We start from the raw sequence: 16,170 nt of genomic DNA, 5'->3' as shown, positions 1-16,170 counted from the left end.
AAATCGTGCATCAACAGCGTATAATCAGATTGATATTACTGGCCGGATGCCTCTGCCTGACGGCAGGCGTGCCGGCTTCCGCCCAAAAACACCTTCGGAAAACGAAAACCGGCTCCGGCGGCCGGCCGGTCGTAGCGGCCCGTTCGGGCGTTCATTTCTGCGGGGAACCCGTGCCGGTCGAACACGGCGCCGTGGCCCACAACCTGTCGGTGGCGCTCATGCGGAACGTCACCTCCCAGAACCACCTGATGAACTTCCGCCGGCGGGCCATTTCCCACTTCTTTCCCGTCATCGAACCCATTCTGAAGAAATACCGCATCCCCGACGACTTCAAATACCTGGCCGTGGTGGAAAGCGGCCTGAAGGCCGACGCCGTTTCCCATAAGGGAGCGATGGGGTACTGGCAGCTGATGCCCGAAACCGCCCTCGAACTGGGCCTGACCGTCAATGAGAAGGTGGACGAACGCAGGGACCTGCGCAAATCCACCGACGCGGCCTGCCGGTATCTCCGCATCCTGCACCGCAACCTGGGCAGCTGGACGATGGTGGCGGCCGCCTACAACGGCGGAATCGGCCGGATGCAGTCCCACATGAAGAAACAGCGGGAAACCAACTATTATTTTCTCTCGATGAACGCCGAGACGAGCGATTACCTCTACAAAATCGTCGCCGTCAAGGAATTTTTCCAGTTTCCCGGCCAGTACCTGACCTCGAACCTGATGGCCTCCCTGGGCAACGACTACGAGCGTGAACGCGCCGAGGCCGTCCGGCAGGGCCTCATCCCGGCCGACGAACCCGAACCCGTCGGTGTTCCCATCGAACCGAAGGAAAGCCTGACCCTGCAATTTGAAGCCGCATCGGTGGACAGCCTGCTGGGAGCCCTGACCCGCGCCCGGCCCGAAACCGCCCCTGCCACCGCCTTCCGGGGCGACGTGGAAGCCCGGCTCGAAAAACCCGGTAAGCTGGCCGTCGGTCAGGTCTGGCGGTTCCGCCTAACCAGAGAGGTGGAGATCGGCGAACGGAAACTGGGTCGCAACGACCTGATGATGGCCGTCGTCGATGACATCGACCGCAAAAACGGGCAGATCTTCCTGAGGTCCACCGGGTTCGTTTCCGAGCAAACGAAGCAGCCCTACCAATTGACGATGATCTGCCTGAACCCGCAGACTGGTCTGGCTGGGGTGCCGCTGCCGAAAGCCGAGCAGATCAAACCCGGCAATCCGGCCTGGACCATCGGCTGGAAGGCCATGTAATCCGGCTTACCAGCCCGGAACTTACCAGCCCGGCGGTTCCGTCACCGGGGCATCCGCGCCGTAGGTCCGGCGGCAATCGCCGAAGGGAACCGGTAAAGAGCTGAAATAGCCGAATGGCGCATTCCGGTACGTTTCCTCACCCGTGATGCGGAGCCGTTTCCGGGCGATGGCCGAGGCACCGAAGTAACCCAGCGCCCGGTCGTTCGGGTCGGCGGCATTGACCACATTGCCGATGATCGGTCCCGGCAGCGGGTCGAAAATACTGCCCACCCGGGTGCTTTGTTCCTGAAACGCTTTCCAGAAGCCGTAAGCCTCCTGCGTCAGGCTGTATTGCTGCACCTCCACCAGCGTCGGGCCGGGCGTAAAGACCGGCGACTGGATGATCAGCCGGTCGGCGATGGTGTTGCCGTTCGTGGCTTCGTCGTCGGCGATGTTGACGGCCCGGCTGAACAACTGCGTCCAGCAACGGTCGAAACAGATGGCCGTGCAGCTCAGGCAGCAGAGAACGCCGGTCGATCGCCGGCTGGTGTAGCTGTAGGCCGCCCAGCGGTAATAGTTCCGTTCCGAGGCCGGGTCTTTCGTATCCAGATACACAAAATACTGGTAGGCATTCGCGCCGGTGTTGGATTGCACCAGCTGAGCATACAGGCTGTCGACGGGCGGCACGGGCCGCATCGTCTCGGGCCGCGACACGTACCGCTTGCCGTCGGGCAGCGTGATTGACAGCGTATAGGACCGTCCCACCTGGCCCCGGAACGTGGAATCGGTGGTGAGGTAATAACCCGGCCGGCTTTCGCTCCCGATTGTAGGGGTGCTGCGGCCCCGGTCGTCGCTGATCGTCACTACTGCGTTTTGAACCACCTCATCCTCCGGTGTTTCCTGGTTGAAGCTGAACGTGCCGGAGCGCGAGAGCCGGATGGTATACGGGGGCGCTTCGTTGGTAATGACTCCATCGACCACCAGAATCGGCGTTTCGCTCCGGATGGGCAGGTTCACTTCGTTGATGCAGGCCGCCGTCAGCCCCGCCGGAATCAGAAACAGGATCGACCACCTCATCAGAAATAGAAATTATACGTAATGGAAGGAATGAACATACCGAAAATGGCCAGCCGGTAAGAACGCGTGCTGGAAAACACGCGGGTGAAATAGATCGAATAGGGGTTCTTCCGGGCATAGACGTTGTAGACGCCGAGTGTCCAGATACCGTACCGGGTTTGGGCGGCCGTTAGCCGGGTATCTTTCGAAAAGGAAACGTCCAGCCGGTGATAGGCCGGAACGCGGTCGGCGTTCCGGCGCGAATAATTGAGGGTCGGCTGATTATCAAATACATACTGCCCGTCCGGGTACGTGGCCGGGATGCCGGTGCTGTAGACGAAATTGGCGACGAAGGTCCATTTGTATTTCATCGCCAGCCGGGCCTGCACGTTCAGGTTATGCGGTTTGTCGAAATTCGACGGGTACCACTCGCCCCGATTGACAAGCAGCTCGCTGAACGGCGTCTGCACGGCCACCAGCGAGCGGGCGTAAACGTAATTGAGCTGACCGGTAAGCCGCCCCCTGTTTTTGGCCAGGCTGAACTCCAGACCGTAGGCCCGTCCGCGGGCTTTCAGCAGGTCGGTTTCCAGCGTCTCGTTCAGCAGCAGCGTGGCGCCGTTGCGGTATTCCACCAGGTTGTCGATGGTTTTGTAATACCCTTCCAGGGAAAGCTCGACGGCATTGTCGGCCAGGTTTTGAAAAATACCGACCGAATACTGGTCGGCCACCTGGGCCGGCACGAAGGGGTCGCTGGCCTTCCAGAAGTCGACGGGCGTGATGGCGGTGGTATTGGAAATCAGCTGGAGGTATTGCCGCATCCGGCTGTAATTCAGCTTCAGGGAGGTGGCCGGCCCGAACTGGAACCGCAGCCCCAGCCGGGGTTCCCAGCCGCCGTAGGTCTTCACGGTCTGTCCCGACCCGTACAGGGTCGAGTCCGTAATGGTTTCGCGCGACGGCACGACGCCCGCTTCGTACCGGTAGATCGTTCGCGGCCCCACCAGGGCATAGGCCGAATACCGCAGGCCGGCCTGGAGCGTCAGGGACGGGGTCAGGGTCCATTCCGTGTGCAGATAGGCCCCGCCTTCCCGGGCGTTTTCCGGTTCGAGCCGTTTGGGGTTGATGCTGGATGCGTCGCCCACCGGTTCGATGTTTCCCTTCTGCACCTGATAGGAAATGCCGTTGAGGCCGACCTGAATCCGGTGCCGGTCGCGGAGGGTGTAGTACAGGTCCGCCTTGACTTCCCGGTGTCGGATGGCCGCCGTCAGGTCGAATTCATAGCTTGCCCGCTGCCCGTCCACGCTGAACTGATAGCCGCTGTACAGCCCCGTCACATTGAGTTGCAGATTCCGGGTCAGCAGGCTGCTCCACCGCACCGACGCCACGTTCGACTGCCAGCCGTAGAGCGTATCGCCCGGGAACTTGAACCGGTCCTGGCTGCGGTAGCCGGAGAGCGAGATTGTGTTGGTCGCGTTGGGAGTAAACTGAAGTTTGAAATTGCCGTCGTAAAAAAAAGCCCGGCTTTCACGAGCCGTAGTTCGCTGCGGAAACAGCTGGAGCACCCAGCTCGGAAAGGCGATGCGCCCGCCCGCCAGCAGCGTCAGCTTCTTCGCGATCGGTCCGTCCACGACCACCCGGCCGCTGATGGGGCTGATTCCGCCCGAAACCCGCCAGGCATCGGCGTTGCCCGGGCGGGTCGTCATGAGCAGGAGGGAGGAGGTACGGCCGCCGTACTGGGCCGAAAACGTGCCTTTGTAAAGGTTGATGTCCTGCACCACGTCGGGGCTGACGTTCGTGTAAAATCCGAGCAGGTGGCTGGTATTGAACAGCGGTGCGCCGTCGAGCAGGACGAGGTTCTGGTCGGTGCGGCCCCCGCGGACGTTGAACCCGCCGGCCCCTTCCCCCGCCGTGGTGACGCCGGCCTGAAGCACCAGCGCCTTGAGGATGTCGGGTTCGCCCAGCACCATGGGCAGCTTTTTCAGCTGCTGCACGTCGATCTGCACCCGTCCCATGCGCACGTCCTCCACGTTCTGATCTTCGCGCCGGTCCTTGACCTGCACCTCGTCGAGGTCGATGGTCCGGGACTGAAGCCGGAACGTGATCGACCGGTCGGCGTTCAGCACCACCCGTTCCAGCGCCGTCTTGTAGCCGACCGCCGAAATCTGGATCAGATACGAGCCGCGCGGCAGGTCGAGGACGTACCGGCCGCTGTCGTTGGTGGTAGTGCCGGCCCCGACGCTGAGTACGCTCAGGCCGGCGCCGGGGAGCGGTTTTCCGGTAGCACCGTCTTCCACCTTCCCGGATAAGGTCAGACGCTGAGCAGAAGCGCCCGGATTCAGCAAAGTCAGCAGGAAGAGGAGACAGCAGGCGGAAAAGTGATTCATGCCGTTATTCAGGGTGGTTCCGTTGGCAAACCGACCCTAAAATTATAAGAATCGTTGGAATTGTCTAATCCGGCCGCAGGGCTTTCCGATAGGTGTCGACGGCCCGGTTGCGGGCAAAGGTGTGCTCGACCATCGGCGGGGGATAGTCGAGGGAGTTGAACTCCGGCACCCACCGCCGGATGTATTCGCCCTTCGGGTCGAACTTCTGCGCCTGAAGCGTCGGGTTGAACACCCGGAAATACGGGGCGGCATCCGTGCCCGAACCCGCGGCCCACTGCCAGCCGCCGTTGTTGGCCGACCGATCGTAGTCACGGAGTTTCCGGCCGAAATACGCTTCTCCCCAGCGCCAGTCGATGAGCAGGTGTTTGCAGAGAAAGCTGGCCGTGATCATCCGGACCCGGTTATGCATCCAGCCGGTTTCGTTCAGCTGGCGCATACCGGCGTCGACGATCGGATAACCGGTCCGGCCTTCGCACCACCGCCGGAATTCCTCCTCGTCGTTGCGCCATTCGATCCGGTCGTATTCCCGCCGGAAGGAGCCGGTTTCGACGTGGGGGAAGTGGTCGAGGACCTGGAAGTAAAAATCCCGCCAGACCAGCTCGTTCAGAAAGGTGAAATTATGTTCGCGGGCCTGCAGGGCCACTTCCCGGATGCTCAGGGTGCCGAAGCGGAGGTGAATGCCCAGTTCGCTGGTGCCTCTGAGGGCCGGAAAATTCCGGGTTTCCTTATAGTCCCGGAGCAGCCGGCCGGCGACGGTTCTTTCCGGAAAAGGCTCGTTGAGCGGTGTAAAGCCGAGTTCTTCCAGCGAGGGCACCGACCGTTGGTTCAGGGACAGAAAATGGCCGAAATACCGCTCCGTCGGGTAGGGTTTCAGGAAAAAATCGTTCAGCCGGGCGTGCCAGGTGCGGCTGTAGGGCGTAAACACCGTGTAGGGCGTGCCGCTGCCGCTCAGGACTTCGTTCCGGTCGAAAATGGTCTGGTCCTTGAAGGCATGAAAGCCGGCTCCGTTCTCGCGCAGTAGGTCGGCGACGGCCCCGTCGCGGTTTTTGGCGTAGACCTCGTAGTCATAATTGGTATAAACCGCCCGGACGTCGTATTCGCGCAGCAGGTCCCGGAAGACGTCGAGCGGTTTTCCCCGGCGGACGATCAGCGAGGTGTCGATGGCCCGGAACGCGTCCTGCATTTCCTGAATGGTCCGGTGAATGAATTCCACCCGCCGGTCGGCCCGGTCTTCGAGCCGGTCGAGAATGTCGGTGTCGAAAATGAATACCGGCAGGACGGGGTAGCCGCTGCGGAGGGCGTGGTAGAGACCGGCGTTGTCGTGAAGGCGGAGGTCCCGGCGGTACCAGAACAGGGCAATCGGCCGGGTAATGGTTTCAGGCATACGATGGGGTTTTGAGAAGCAACCGGGCGTTGAGGAAAAAGGTTTGCGGTCGGTATTTTCAGGGTGTCGACCGGCATTCCGCCCGGTGTGCGTATATTTGGCGTCTGAATCGTTCGTCCGAACGTCGTCGTTCCATGCTTGCACTTCCGATCTTTCTGGTCATTGCCGTCGGTTTCGTTGTGGTCGGGGTTTATCTCGAACGCAAGGTGTCGGCCTTCATTCAGGACCGCCTGGGGCCGATGGAAGTCGGGAAATACGGCCTTCTGCAGCTGATCGCCGACCTGCTGAAACTGCTTCAGAAGGAAGACATCGTGCCGAAAGCCGCCGACCGCCGGTTGTTTCTGCTGGCCCCGATGGTCATCTTCGCGGCCATTTTCGCCGGTTTTGCCGTGATCCCCCTGACGCCCGACCTCCAGGGCTCGGCGGCCGCCGTGGGCGTGTTCTACCTGATGGCGATCGTCTCCCTCGACGTGATCGGCATCCTGATGGCGGGCTGGGGTTCCAACAACAAATATTCGCTGTTCGGGGCCATGCGCTCGGTGGCCCAGATCATTTCCTACGAAATACCGCTCGGCCTGACGATCCTCTGCGCCGTCATGATCTGCCAGACGCTGAACCTTCAGGAAATCAGCTTCCAGCAGGGCATCTACACCTACGAAGCCAACTACCTGTTCGGGATCAAAGCCCTCGGCATCAACGTCACCGACTGGGGCGGAATTTTCAGCTGGAACATCTTCCGCAACCCCTTTCTGCTCATCGCCTACATCATCTTCTTCATCACGACCCTGGCCGAAAGCAACCGCGCCCCCTTCGACCTGCCCGAGGGTGAGTCGGAACTGGTGGCCGGGTTCCATACCGAATACAGCGGGATGCGGTTTGCGCTCCTGTTCCTGTCGGAATACGCCATGATGCTGCTGGTTTCCTTTCTGGGAGCCATTCTGTTCCTCGGCAGCTGGAACACGCCCCTGCCCAACCTCGGCCCCATCCGGCTGGCCGACTGGACGAGCGGGGTGCCGGGCACGGTCTGGGGCAATATTACGGCCGCTTTCTGGCTCCTGTCGAAAGCCCTGCTGGCCGTGCTGGCCCAGATGTGGGTCCGCTGGACCTTCCCCCGGGTTCGCGTCGACCAGATGATGTTCCTCTGCTGGAAAGTCCTGACCCCGGCCTCGCTGCTGCTGATCCTGCTCTCCGGCATCTGGCGCCTGTTGATGATCTGAGCGGGCTTCTTTACCTTTGAAAGAAACAATTGGTTATGGAACAGTTACTGCAGCGAATCACCATAAATCCGAAGGTCAGTTCCGGTAAGCCGTCTATTCGTAATATGCGGTTTACGGTGGCTCAACTGCTGGAACTGCTGGCGGCCGGGATGACGCCTGCTGAAATCCTGAGTGACTATCCGTTTCTGGAAGAAGCCGACATCCAGGCCTGCCTGCTGTTTGCCGCCCGAATAGCAAATGCCAAATCAATCATCAATCCTCAATCCGTCGCCTGAACCGGCTGCTTTTCTGCACCATTATTAATTGATGAAGTTCTTCATTGATACCCAGCTTCCGCCCGTGCTGGTTTCGTTTCTCAGAGGAAGGGTTATGATGCCATTCATAGTATTTCATTTCCGCAAGGGCAGTTTCTGGAAGATGCTCAAATCCGAGCCATTGCCGTTGAGCAAGGCCGAATTGTAATCACGAAGGATAACGACTTTCCGGACCGGTTCTTTCTTGAAGGCGCTCCTCCGAAAATTCTACATCTGGAGATAGGAAATATTAAAAACAACGATTTGGTCGACCTGCTCGACTTGTTTCTGCCGACCATAGTATCCCTTTTTGAATCCGGAGCGGAAATGGTCAAAATGGGGCGGGATACACTGATCAGTTATTGACCACTTTCCCGCCCTGCATGATCAGCCGGACGTTGCGGATGGCCTGGATGGCCTGCGCCGGGTCGCCCTCGACGGCCACGAGGTCGGCCAGGAGCCCGGGGCGGATGCGGCCCCGGTCGGTCAGGTGAAAGACGTCGGCATTGACCGAGGTGGCCGAACGCAGCACGTCCAGCGGTTTCATTCCGTATTCTACCATCATCTCCAGTTCGCGGGCATTGTCGCCGTGGGCGAACACCCCCACGTCGCCCCCGAAGCAGATCGTCACCCCGGCCGCCAGCGCCTGCCGGAAGGTGACCCGTTTCTGCCGCACGTTCTCCGGCTCCGGACCGACGCCCTTCTTCCATCCGCGATACTGGCTGACCGCGTCGCCGGCCGCGAGGGTGGGGCAGAGGGCGGTTTTATGTTCCTTCATGAGCGCGAAGATTTCGGGCGTACCGGCGTCGCCGTGCTCGATGGTTTCACAGCCCGCCAGAATGGCCCGGCGCATGCCTTCCGCCGTAGCCGCGTGGGCCGCCGTCGGCCGGCCGCTGGAACGGGCGGTTTCCACGATCAGTCTGATTTCTTCCAGGGAAAAGGTCGGTCGGGCGTCGGCCATGAGGCCCCAGCGGTAGTCGGCATAGACCTTCACCACGTCGGCTCCCCTGCCGATTTGCCGCCGGACGGCCTGAATCAGCCGGTCGTGGCCGTCGGCTTCCTCGGCCCCCTGCGGCACGTCGAGGTCGGGGCTGAAGCCTTTGGGGCCGTAGCTGCCGGATGCCACCAGCGCCCGGGTTGCCACGATCATCCGCGGGCCGGGGATGAGGCCCTGGGCGATGGCCTGTTTCAGCCCCACGTCATCGTAATCGGCCCCCTCGGTGCCGAGATCCCGGACGGTCGTGAAGCCGGCCAGCAGCGTTTTGCGGGCGTGGACCGTGGCCCGGGCGACGCGGTAGGCGCGGGGTTCTTTCAGCACCTGGTCGTTCCAGCTCGTTTCGTTGTAGGGATGCAGCAGCAGGTGGGAATGGCCCTCGATGAGCCCGGGCAGCAGGGTGGTGCCTTTCAGGTCGACGACCTCCGCACCGGCCGCCGGAACGCTGCCCGCCGGCCCCACGGCCTCGATCCGTTCGCCCCGGACCCGCACCGCCCAGCCTTCGTGCATCGTCTCCCCGTCGAACACCCGGTCGGGTTTCAGCAGCCGGGCGGCCTCCTCAAACCGGCCGGCAGGGGGTTGATCGAAAAAGGAGAGGGCCAGCCACAGGGCCGGCAGGCGGAGGTAGTTAAGCAGGAACATTCCGGTATCGGTTGGCCGTCTTTACAGGTAATCACCGGAAATAAAGATCGGTCAAAACCGGGGAAATGGAAGACCGCCGGAGAAAAACTTTTCGATAAAAAGGCCGGAGGCAGGGGAACGCCCCTGCCTCCGGCCAAACGGAAAGGGAAATGCCTGAAGCCTTCATCTCGGGGAACGAGGGGCGCCGGACCACCCCCCGGCCCCCTCCTTTTGAAGGAGGGGGTAGCTTCGCAGGTCTTAAAAACGGCAGCGCACTCCCCCTCCTGTTTTAGGAGGGGGCCGGGGGGTGGTCCGCTCGCCGGCCAACCGGTCGGGGAAAAAATCTTTTCGCCAAACGATCGCTTAAAGTGTAACTTCCGATACGGACGCATTGACCGGATACGCCTGCCGCCGGTGACCGAACCGCCGGTTGATGTAGTTCCGGGCCGGAACCTCGACATACCGGTAAGTCAGAGCCGCCGTTCCGAGCGTCAGGACCAGCAGCACCAGGCACACTGGGCCGCCCGGAGGGAACGGGGTCGACATCCAGGCCGGGAAGCTGGAGTACATCTTCGGGTGGTTCGGCAGAATGAACACGGCCGTCAGGAAAAAGGCGATCGGGATGTGGACCATGTAGATCGAAAACGACCAGTCGCCCAGGCGTTGCAGGGGCCGCGTTTCCAGCACCCGCTTGATGAAGTCTTCGTTCCAGGCGGCCGTCAGGATGATGAACGGAAAGAAGCAGACGATCAGCAGGTCGTGGATGGCGAAGTGCATGGCCGCCAGCACCCCGACAAAGGAGGCCAGGAAGGCCCAGCCGCTCCGCAGCAGCCGGTAGCCGATGCCGTGACGGTAGAGTTCATGGAACAGCATCCCCAGCAGGAAGCCGGCCAGACAGCGGACCAGGCCCCAGTCCGTCAGTGTGTTGAGGGTCGGCGGGGTATACTGCCCCGGTTTGACGAACCCGTTGTCACTGTAATTGGGAACCAGATAATACATGACGCCCAGAAACAGACCGGCAATACCGATCAGAGCACCCAGGCGGCCGATGCCCCGAAGCCGGGAGAACGGCCCCACCAGCAGCGGGAAAACCATATACACCCACCACTCCGTGCTCAGCGACCAGGAGGGCGTGTTCAGGGGGGCGGTGATGCAGGTATGCAGCGACTGCGCCAGCACCAGGGATACCGGAATGGCCTTCAGGTCGAAGATCGCCCCCAGGAACGGGTCCATCCCGTCGGCCTGCGCGCGGACCATCACCGTTACCCCGACGGCCGCCAGAAGCGTCAGAAAATGAAGCGGATACACCCGGGCGAAGCGGGCCAGCATGTACTTCCGGTAGCCGGCCCAGGTCACTTTTTCACGGAAATGGCCGCCGTAGGCGTGGGTCAGCACGAAGCCGCTCAGGACAAAAAAGAAATCGACCCAGAGCCAGCCGCTTTTCATGAAGCCGGTTTGGGAATGATCCACGAAGGGAGCCAGCATCAGGTCGGAATGATAGATGACCACCAGCAGGGCCGCAATGCCCCGAAGCGGTGTCAGTGTGGTGAGGTAAGGAACAGAATGTTTCATAAAATACTGGCATGGATGGTCTGACCGCAGCCGGGAACGACAGGGCGGATGGAACGATAAAATGGACGTAAAAAAGCAAATGCCGGCCGTCAGGCCGCTTCATGAAGAGGTTCGGAACCGCAGGCGGTGTCCGTTGCAGGTAAACGAAGGTAGTGTATTGCGAATGCGCAACAAAGGTAGCTAAGCGCCTGACTAAAAAGCAAGTAGGATTGAGGGAACGGTAGGTGTCCGGCGTAAAATGACGGTTTTAGGCGGCCGGCCGGTTATTTACGGATAACGTCCGCCGTCGTTTTTCCGAACACGATGGTCAGGATAATTGGCAGCAGCACCGCCCCGGTCTTGAAGCCTGATCCCGTGAACTGGTAGGTCCCGGAGGTGAATTTGACGAACGTCTGAAAGGTGAGAAACACGCAGAAGGCAAGTAAAGCCGCGGCCAGCCCGATCGCCGGCGGCCGGCTAAGCACCCGTTTGATGGCCAGACTCAGCAGGACCGCCACCAGCACCGTGATGCCCACCGTTCCCATGGCTTTCGGGAGGGTTTCGAGATAATCGTAATCGAACCAGAAAATACCGATCCGACCGATGAGGTTCGGGTGGGCCAGCAGCCAGGCGTCAACCATCGTTAAAACCAGCAGGACGAGATAAAAAAATACGTTATTACGCATGTAAGTGGGAGAGAGTCTTTCGGCTACAACGACGAAGGGAACCCCGCCGTATACGTCTATGCAAAGAAAAACAGAATCCAGACCGTCACCGAACTCAGCAGTCCTGCATAGAAAAGATCGGAGGCTAGCAGCGACCCGCCGGCCGGCTTCCGGGCATAGGCGCTGAGGAACAGCGCCATCGGGATGAGGGCGCCGGGCCAGGCGGCCGTCTGCGGCCGAAGCAGGCCGGTCAGCACCCCAACGATCAGAAGGCCCTCCAGCCCCAGAAAAATCCAGATCCAGCGCGCCAGTCCGGGTGCCGACAGCACCAGGTCCGGCGCCTTCACAGGACCGCCCTGTTTCCAGCGACGGCTGAGGCCGAGCAGCAGAAGCGTGCAGCAGGTACAGATGATGAACACCCGGTAGAGGAAGTTGAGCCGGGCACCGAACAGGTCGCGCACGGCCGGGATGGTGGCCAGCACGTGGTTGTAGAGCAGGTCGGCCAGCAGCCCGAAGACCGGCCCCGCCAGCATCGCGATCACGGCCGCCCGCGGGTGCGCTCCGGCGTAAAGAATCCCCACGAAGAACACCGCCACCAGGCTCGGTTTGATGTAGGACGTCTGGTCGGCCAGCTGCAGGAAGAAATTGTCGGAAGAAGCCGGGTCGTAGGTCCAGAGGGTCAGAACGGTGGCCACGGCGCAGATCGCCACGGCCGAAAGCCGCCCGAACTGCACGGTCTGGCGGTCGGAAGCCCGGCGGTTCAGGTATTTTCGGTAGATGTCGAAGGCCAGCAGCGTGGTCACCGAGTTCATCATCGAGTAGATCGCCGAGAAGATGGCGCAGGTCAGGCCGGCCAGGGTGAGGCCGATGATGCCGTAGCCGGAAGGGACCACCGTCGCCATGAGCTTCAGAAAGGCGTCGTCCGGTTTGACGCTGCCGGCCCCGAACCGGTGGTTGAAGATGTAATAGGCCGCCACCCCGCTGGCGATGGAGAAGAAGGGAATGCTCAGTTTCAGAAAACCGGCCGCAATCGTACCCAGCTGGGCATCCCGGTCCGACGCGGCCGCCAGCACCCTCTGTACCTGGTACTGGTTGGTGGTCCAGTAGAAACAATGGAGGATGTTGAGGCCGGTGAAGATCCCCAGCCAGGGGAGCCGGGGGTGGTCGGCCGGCAGGTAGAGGTGCATCTTCTGCTGGTCGGCGGGCTGGGCATGGTCGAGCGCCAGCAACCCGTCGATGCCCTTTATTTCGGGCTGGGTCAGCGTCATCACGCCCACGATCAGGACCGTGAAGATCATCAGGACCGTCAGGATGTTGTCGGCCACGACGACGGAGTCCATTCCCCCGTACACGGTGAACAGCACCGTCACCCCGGCGATGAGCAGGATGCCCTGCAGGTAGCTAATTTCGAACGAACTGCCCTGAAACAGCAGGCCGAGCGTCCGGCTGCCGATGTAAAAGCCGGCAATCAGCTGAATGACGATGAACGCCACGATCAGCACCGTGTAGGCCAGCCGGGCCTGTTCGTTGTAGCGGTGTTCGAGAAACTGGGAAAGCGTGAATACCGACCGCTTCCGGTAAATCGGGATGAACAGGTAGCAGAGGATCAGAATGGCCGGCACCGCCAGCACCTCGTAATGGCTCTGCGCGAAGCCGATGGAATACCCGATGCCGAGCATCCCGATGATCTGCTGGGCGTGGATGTTGGTGCCGTAGATCGACCCCGCCACCGACCACCATCGCAGCGACCGGCCGGCCATGAAATAATCTTCCGAATCCTTCTTCTTTCGCCCCGCAAAGGCGCTGGCGGCCACCAGAAATAGCAGGCTGGCGATCAGGACGATAAAATCGATGGTGGTTAGTTGACTAATCATACCGATTAAGCAGGATTACGATGGGTAAAAAATCCCGGCCGCAGCCGGGGTGGTTTCAATATTCCTGAGAAAGAGGGTGAATCATCAGTTCGTCGATGACCACGTGCCGGGGCTGCTCCATGATGTACAGGATCGTCCGGGCCATGTCCTCCGTAGTCAGCCAGTCGGCGTGTTTTTCGTGACCCTGCGGGTCGGTATGGAAGGCGCTGTCGACCAGACCGCTGTACACCACCGACACCTTGATGCCGTGCCGACGGACCTCCTTGCGCAGGGCGGCCGAGAAGGCGTCCTGGGCAAATTTCGAGGAGGCATACAGCGCCCCGCCGTCGAATACCCGTTTGGCGACGTCGGAGGCTATGTTGATGATGTGACCCTGTCCGGCGGCTTTCATCGGCCCGAGGGCGGCTTTGCTGAACAGGAAGGTGCCCTTCACGTTGGTGTCGTAGAGGTCGGACCACTGTTCGGAGGTGAAACTCTCCGTCGGGCCGAACAGGCCGTAGCCGGCGTTATTGATTACAAAATCCACCCGGCCGAAACGTTCCGTCAGGGTCTCGACGGCCCGTGTCGCCAGCGTTTCGTCGGTGACGCTTCCCGGAAAGATTTCTACCGTGCCGCCGAGGGATTCGGCTTCGGTTTTGAGGCTTTGCAGTTCGGATTCGGAGCGGGCCACCAGCCCGAGGTGGGCGCCCTGCCGGGCCAGTTCGAGGGCCAGCGTACGGCCGATGCCCCGGGATGCTCCGGTCAGCAGGACGGTTTTACCTTGTAATGTCATTCGGGATAATAAGTTGGTTGTTAGTGTAGTTCGGCGGTGGTTAGGGGAGTGACGGGTTCCTCGGCGGGGGTCCGGCCCTGCACCACCGACAGCTGCGCTTTAGGCAGGTGGGGCAGCACCAGTTCTCCGAAGATCCGGCTTTCCTCGATCAGCGGATACCCCGACAGGATGAACGACCGGAACCCCATGTCCATATACCGGTTCAGTTTTTCCAGAATCTGTTCCGGCGTCCCGACCAGCGCGGCCCCGCAGCCCGACCGTGCCCGGCCGATGCCGCCCCAGAGCAGCGGTTCGAGGTAATCGTCGGTGGAACGGGTCCGCAGTTCATCCTGGCGCAGCACGCCCAGCGATTTGCTGTCCTGGGTGCGGTCTTTCAGGTTGAACCGTTCGGGGTCGAAGCGAGACATGATGTGCTGCGCCCACGCCCGGGCCTCTTTTTCGGTTTCGCGGACGATGACGTGAACCCGGAACCCGAAGTCGATGGTCCGGCCGTAGCGGGCGGCCCGCTCGGAGAGGTCCTGCATGGTGGCGTAGAGGTTCTCCTCCGGTTCGGGCCACATCAGAAAGACGTCGCAGTACTGGGCGCAGACCTCCTTCGAACCGTCGGAAATACCGCCGAAGTAAAGCAGCGGCCCGCCGTTCTGCTGGTAGGGTCGGACCGGGTCGGTCGAACTCATGTGGACGTTGTAGACCTCGCCCTCGAAGTCGATGCGGTCGCGGGTCCAGGCTTGTTTCAGGATTTCGATGGTTTCCGAGCAGCGTTTATAGCGCAGTTCGGGGCTTTCCTTCAGCCCCGGAATGTCGGAGTTGATGATGTTGACGGTCAGGCGGCCTTTCAGGATGTGGTCGAGGGTGGCGATGTGCCGGGCCAGCATCGTCGGGAAGATTTCGCCCGTGCGCAGGGCCGTCAGCAGGTTGATGGAGCGGGTCTGCGGCCCCATCGCCCCGGCGAAGGGGATCACTTCCTGCCCCACGATGTAGGAGGAAGGCAGCAGGATGTTGCCGAAGCCCATTTCTTCGGCCGTCAGCAGGATGTCGCGGCAGTGTTCGTAGCTGCTCCGGCGGTCGGGATCGAGTACCCCCAGAAATTCGGTGTCGCCCCCGCACAGGTCGTCGAACCAGGCCACTTCGGCCAGGCGCCCGGTGGTCCGGATCGGAACGGATAGAATCGGCTCGGTCAGCATATTGGAAAATCGTTTAGTCGGGACGTTGAAAATACCGGTTGGCAAAGGTCATAAAATTGGCCGCCAATCCCTCGGGCTGCCCCTGCAAATGGACGAAACTGAACGTACGGGACAGGCTGAAATCCCGGATCGGAATGACTTTGAGCGTATTGCTCTGCACCTCCTTCTCGATGGCGCGGGTCGACAGGATGCCCAGGCAGTTGGCGTGTTCCAGAAAGGATTTGATGCTCTCCGAACTGCCGAGGTGCATGACGATCTGGAGGGAGGACAGCCGGATGCCCCGCCGGTGCAGGGCCTCCTCGATCACCTCCAGCGTACCCGAGCCCCGTTCGCGCAGGACGAGCGGGACCGTGGCGAGTTCGGGCAGGGTGATTTCCTGAAGGCGGCTGTACCGGCTGCCGGTATGCGCCACCGCGACCAGTTCGTCCTTCAGAAAATCATGGTATTTCAGACCCGCGTGGTGTTTCTGCCCTTCCACGATCCCCAGATCGATTTCCTTCGCCAGCACCGCCTTCTCGATCATTTCGGTGTTCTCGTTCATCAGGCTGAGGTGGATGTGCGGGTAGCGCTCGTAATACGACGCCAGCAGGGCCGGAATCAGGTACTGGGCAATGGTGGTGCTGGCTCCGAGCCGCAGCGAGCCGGTCAGCTGGTTCTTGAAGGCGTTCAGCTCCGTCTGCGCTTCCTGATACAGGGCGAAAATCTGGTTGGCATACCGGTACAGCACCTCGCCGGGTTCGGTCAGCACGATGGTGTTGCCCCGCCGGTCGAACAGCCGCAGCCCCAGCGAGTCTTCGAGCGCCCGGATGTGTTTGGTGACGGCGGGCTGGGTAATGAACAGTTCGGAGGAGGCTTTCGTAAAGCTGCGGTTACGGGCTACACTGTGAAATACTTTCAGTCGGAAATCTTCCATCAATCAGGCGCAATACGTTACAGGGTATTTCTA

The 16,170-nt window shown here is 61.1% G+C and carries 14 protein-coding genes; 4 read left to right on the top strand and 10 right to left on the bottom strand.

Going from position 1 to position 16,170, the window contains the following annotated elements; genetic code table 11:
- The first annotated feature begins 29 nt into the window (after window positions 1-29).
- The gene (locus DX909_RS16215; RefSeq protein WP_128546238.1) at window positions 30-1,253 is read left to right on the top strand and encodes a lytic transglycosylase domain-containing protein; all 1,224 of its coding nucleotides are present in this window, start codon (window positions 30-32) and stop codon (window positions 1,251-1,253) included.
- A 21-nt stretch (window positions 1,254-1,274) separates the two neighbouring features.
- On the opposite strand, the gene DX909_RS16210 is transcribed toward DX909_RS16215, so the two are convergent.
- From DX909_RS16210 to DX909_RS16200, 3 genes are all read right to left on the bottom strand, one after another.
- A complete protein-coding gene (locus DX909_RS16210) occupies window positions 1,275-2,309 on the bottom strand; it encodes a DUF4249 domain-containing protein (protein ID WP_128546237.1) in 1,035 nt (344 codons plus the stop codon).
- Window positions 2,309-4,669: a TonB-dependent receptor gene (locus DX909_RS16205; protein ID WP_128546236.1), complete on the bottom strand. Its 2,361-nt coding sequence runs from the start codon at window positions 4,667-4,669 to the stop codon at window positions 2,309-2,311. Before DX909_RS16205 ends, DX909_RS16210 begins: the two co-directional genes overlap by 1 nt.
- A gap of 64 nt (window positions 4,670-4,733) precedes the next feature.
- Window positions 4,734-6,053, bottom strand: a complete 1,320-nt coding sequence (locus DX909_RS16200) for a cryptochrome/photolyase family protein (protein ID WP_164851306.1) — start codon at window positions 6,051-6,053, stop codon at window positions 4,734-4,736.
- Between the two features lie 134 nt (window positions 6,054-6,187).
- Between DX909_RS16200 and DX909_RS16195 the strand changes: the two genes are divergently transcribed.
- From DX909_RS16195 to DX909_RS16185, 3 genes are all read left to right on the top strand, one after another.
- The gene (locus DX909_RS16195) at window positions 6,188-7,270 is read left to right on the top strand and encodes a complex I subunit 1/NuoH family protein (RefSeq protein ID WP_128546235.1); all 1,083 of its coding nucleotides are present in this window, start codon (window positions 6,188-6,190) and stop codon (window positions 7,268-7,270) included.
- A 35-nt stretch (window positions 7,271-7,305) separates the two neighbouring features.
- The gene (locus tag DX909_RS16190) at window positions 7,306-7,545 is read left to right on the top strand and encodes a DUF433 domain-containing protein (protein WP_128546234.1); all 240 of its coding nucleotides are present in this window, start codon (window positions 7,306-7,308) and stop codon (window positions 7,543-7,545) included.
- A 102-nt stretch (window positions 7,546-7,647) separates the two neighbouring features.
- The gene (locus DX909_RS16185) at window positions 7,648-7,929 is read left to right on the top strand and encodes a DUF5615 family PIN-like protein (RefSeq protein ID WP_310589853.1); all 282 of its coding nucleotides are present in this window, start codon (window positions 7,648-7,650) and stop codon (window positions 7,927-7,929) included.
- On the opposite strand, the gene DX909_RS16180 is transcribed toward DX909_RS16185, so the two are convergent.
- The 7 genes from DX909_RS16180 to DX909_RS16150 all read right to left on the bottom strand — a co-directional run bounded on the left by DX909_RS16180 (window position 7,919) and on the right by DX909_RS16150 (window position 16,137).
- Window positions 7,919-9,199, bottom strand: a complete 1,281-nt coding sequence (locus tag DX909_RS16180) for a metal-dependent hydrolase family protein (protein WP_128546233.1) — start codon at window positions 9,197-9,199, stop codon at window positions 7,919-7,921. The two genes, DX909_RS16185 and DX909_RS16180, sit on opposite strands and share 11 nt — an antisense overlap.
- A gap of 342 nt (window positions 9,200-9,541) precedes the next feature.
- A complete protein-coding gene (locus tag DX909_RS16175; protein WP_128546232.1) occupies window positions 9,542-10,750 on the bottom strand; it encodes an acyltransferase family protein in 1,209 nt (402 codons plus the stop codon).
- A gap of 263 nt (window positions 10,751-11,013) precedes the next feature.
- Window positions 11,014-11,415, bottom strand: a complete 402-nt coding sequence (locus DX909_RS16170) for a hypothetical protein (RefSeq protein WP_128546231.1) — start codon at window positions 11,413-11,415, stop codon at window positions 11,014-11,016.
- Between the two features lie 56 nt (window positions 11,416-11,471).
- The gene (locus tag DX909_RS16165; protein WP_128546230.1) at window positions 11,472-13,268 is read right to left on the bottom strand and encodes an SLC5 family protein; all 1,797 of its coding nucleotides are present in this window, start codon (window positions 13,266-13,268) and stop codon (window positions 11,472-11,474) included.
- A gap of 55 nt (window positions 13,269-13,323) precedes the next feature.
- A complete protein-coding gene (locus DX909_RS16160) occupies window positions 13,324-14,040 on the bottom strand; it encodes an SDR family oxidoreductase (protein WP_128546229.1) in 717 nt (238 codons plus the stop codon).
- A gap of 20 nt (window positions 14,041-14,060) precedes the next feature.
- Window positions 14,061-15,224 (bottom strand): LLM class flavin-dependent oxidoreductase, encoded by a 1,164-nt coding sequence (locus DX909_RS16155; protein ID WP_128546228.1) that lies wholly within the window; start codon window positions 15,222-15,224, stop codon window positions 14,061-14,063.
- A gap of 13 nt (window positions 15,225-15,237) precedes the next feature.
- Entirely contained in the window at window positions 15,238-16,137 is a 900-nt protein-coding gene (locus tag DX909_RS16150) for a selenium metabolism-associated LysR family transcriptional regulator (protein WP_128546227.1), read from the bottom strand.
- Window positions 16,138-16,170: the final 33 nt, after the last annotated feature.

It is taken from the genome of Larkinella soli (genome assembly GCF_003703975.1).
Lineage (GTDB): Bacteria > Bacteroidota > Bacteroidia > Cytophagales > Spirosomataceae > Larkinella > Larkinella soli.
Note: the sequence above shows the minus strand (reverse complement) of the source record. Positions and strands in the feature narration are given on the sequence as shown.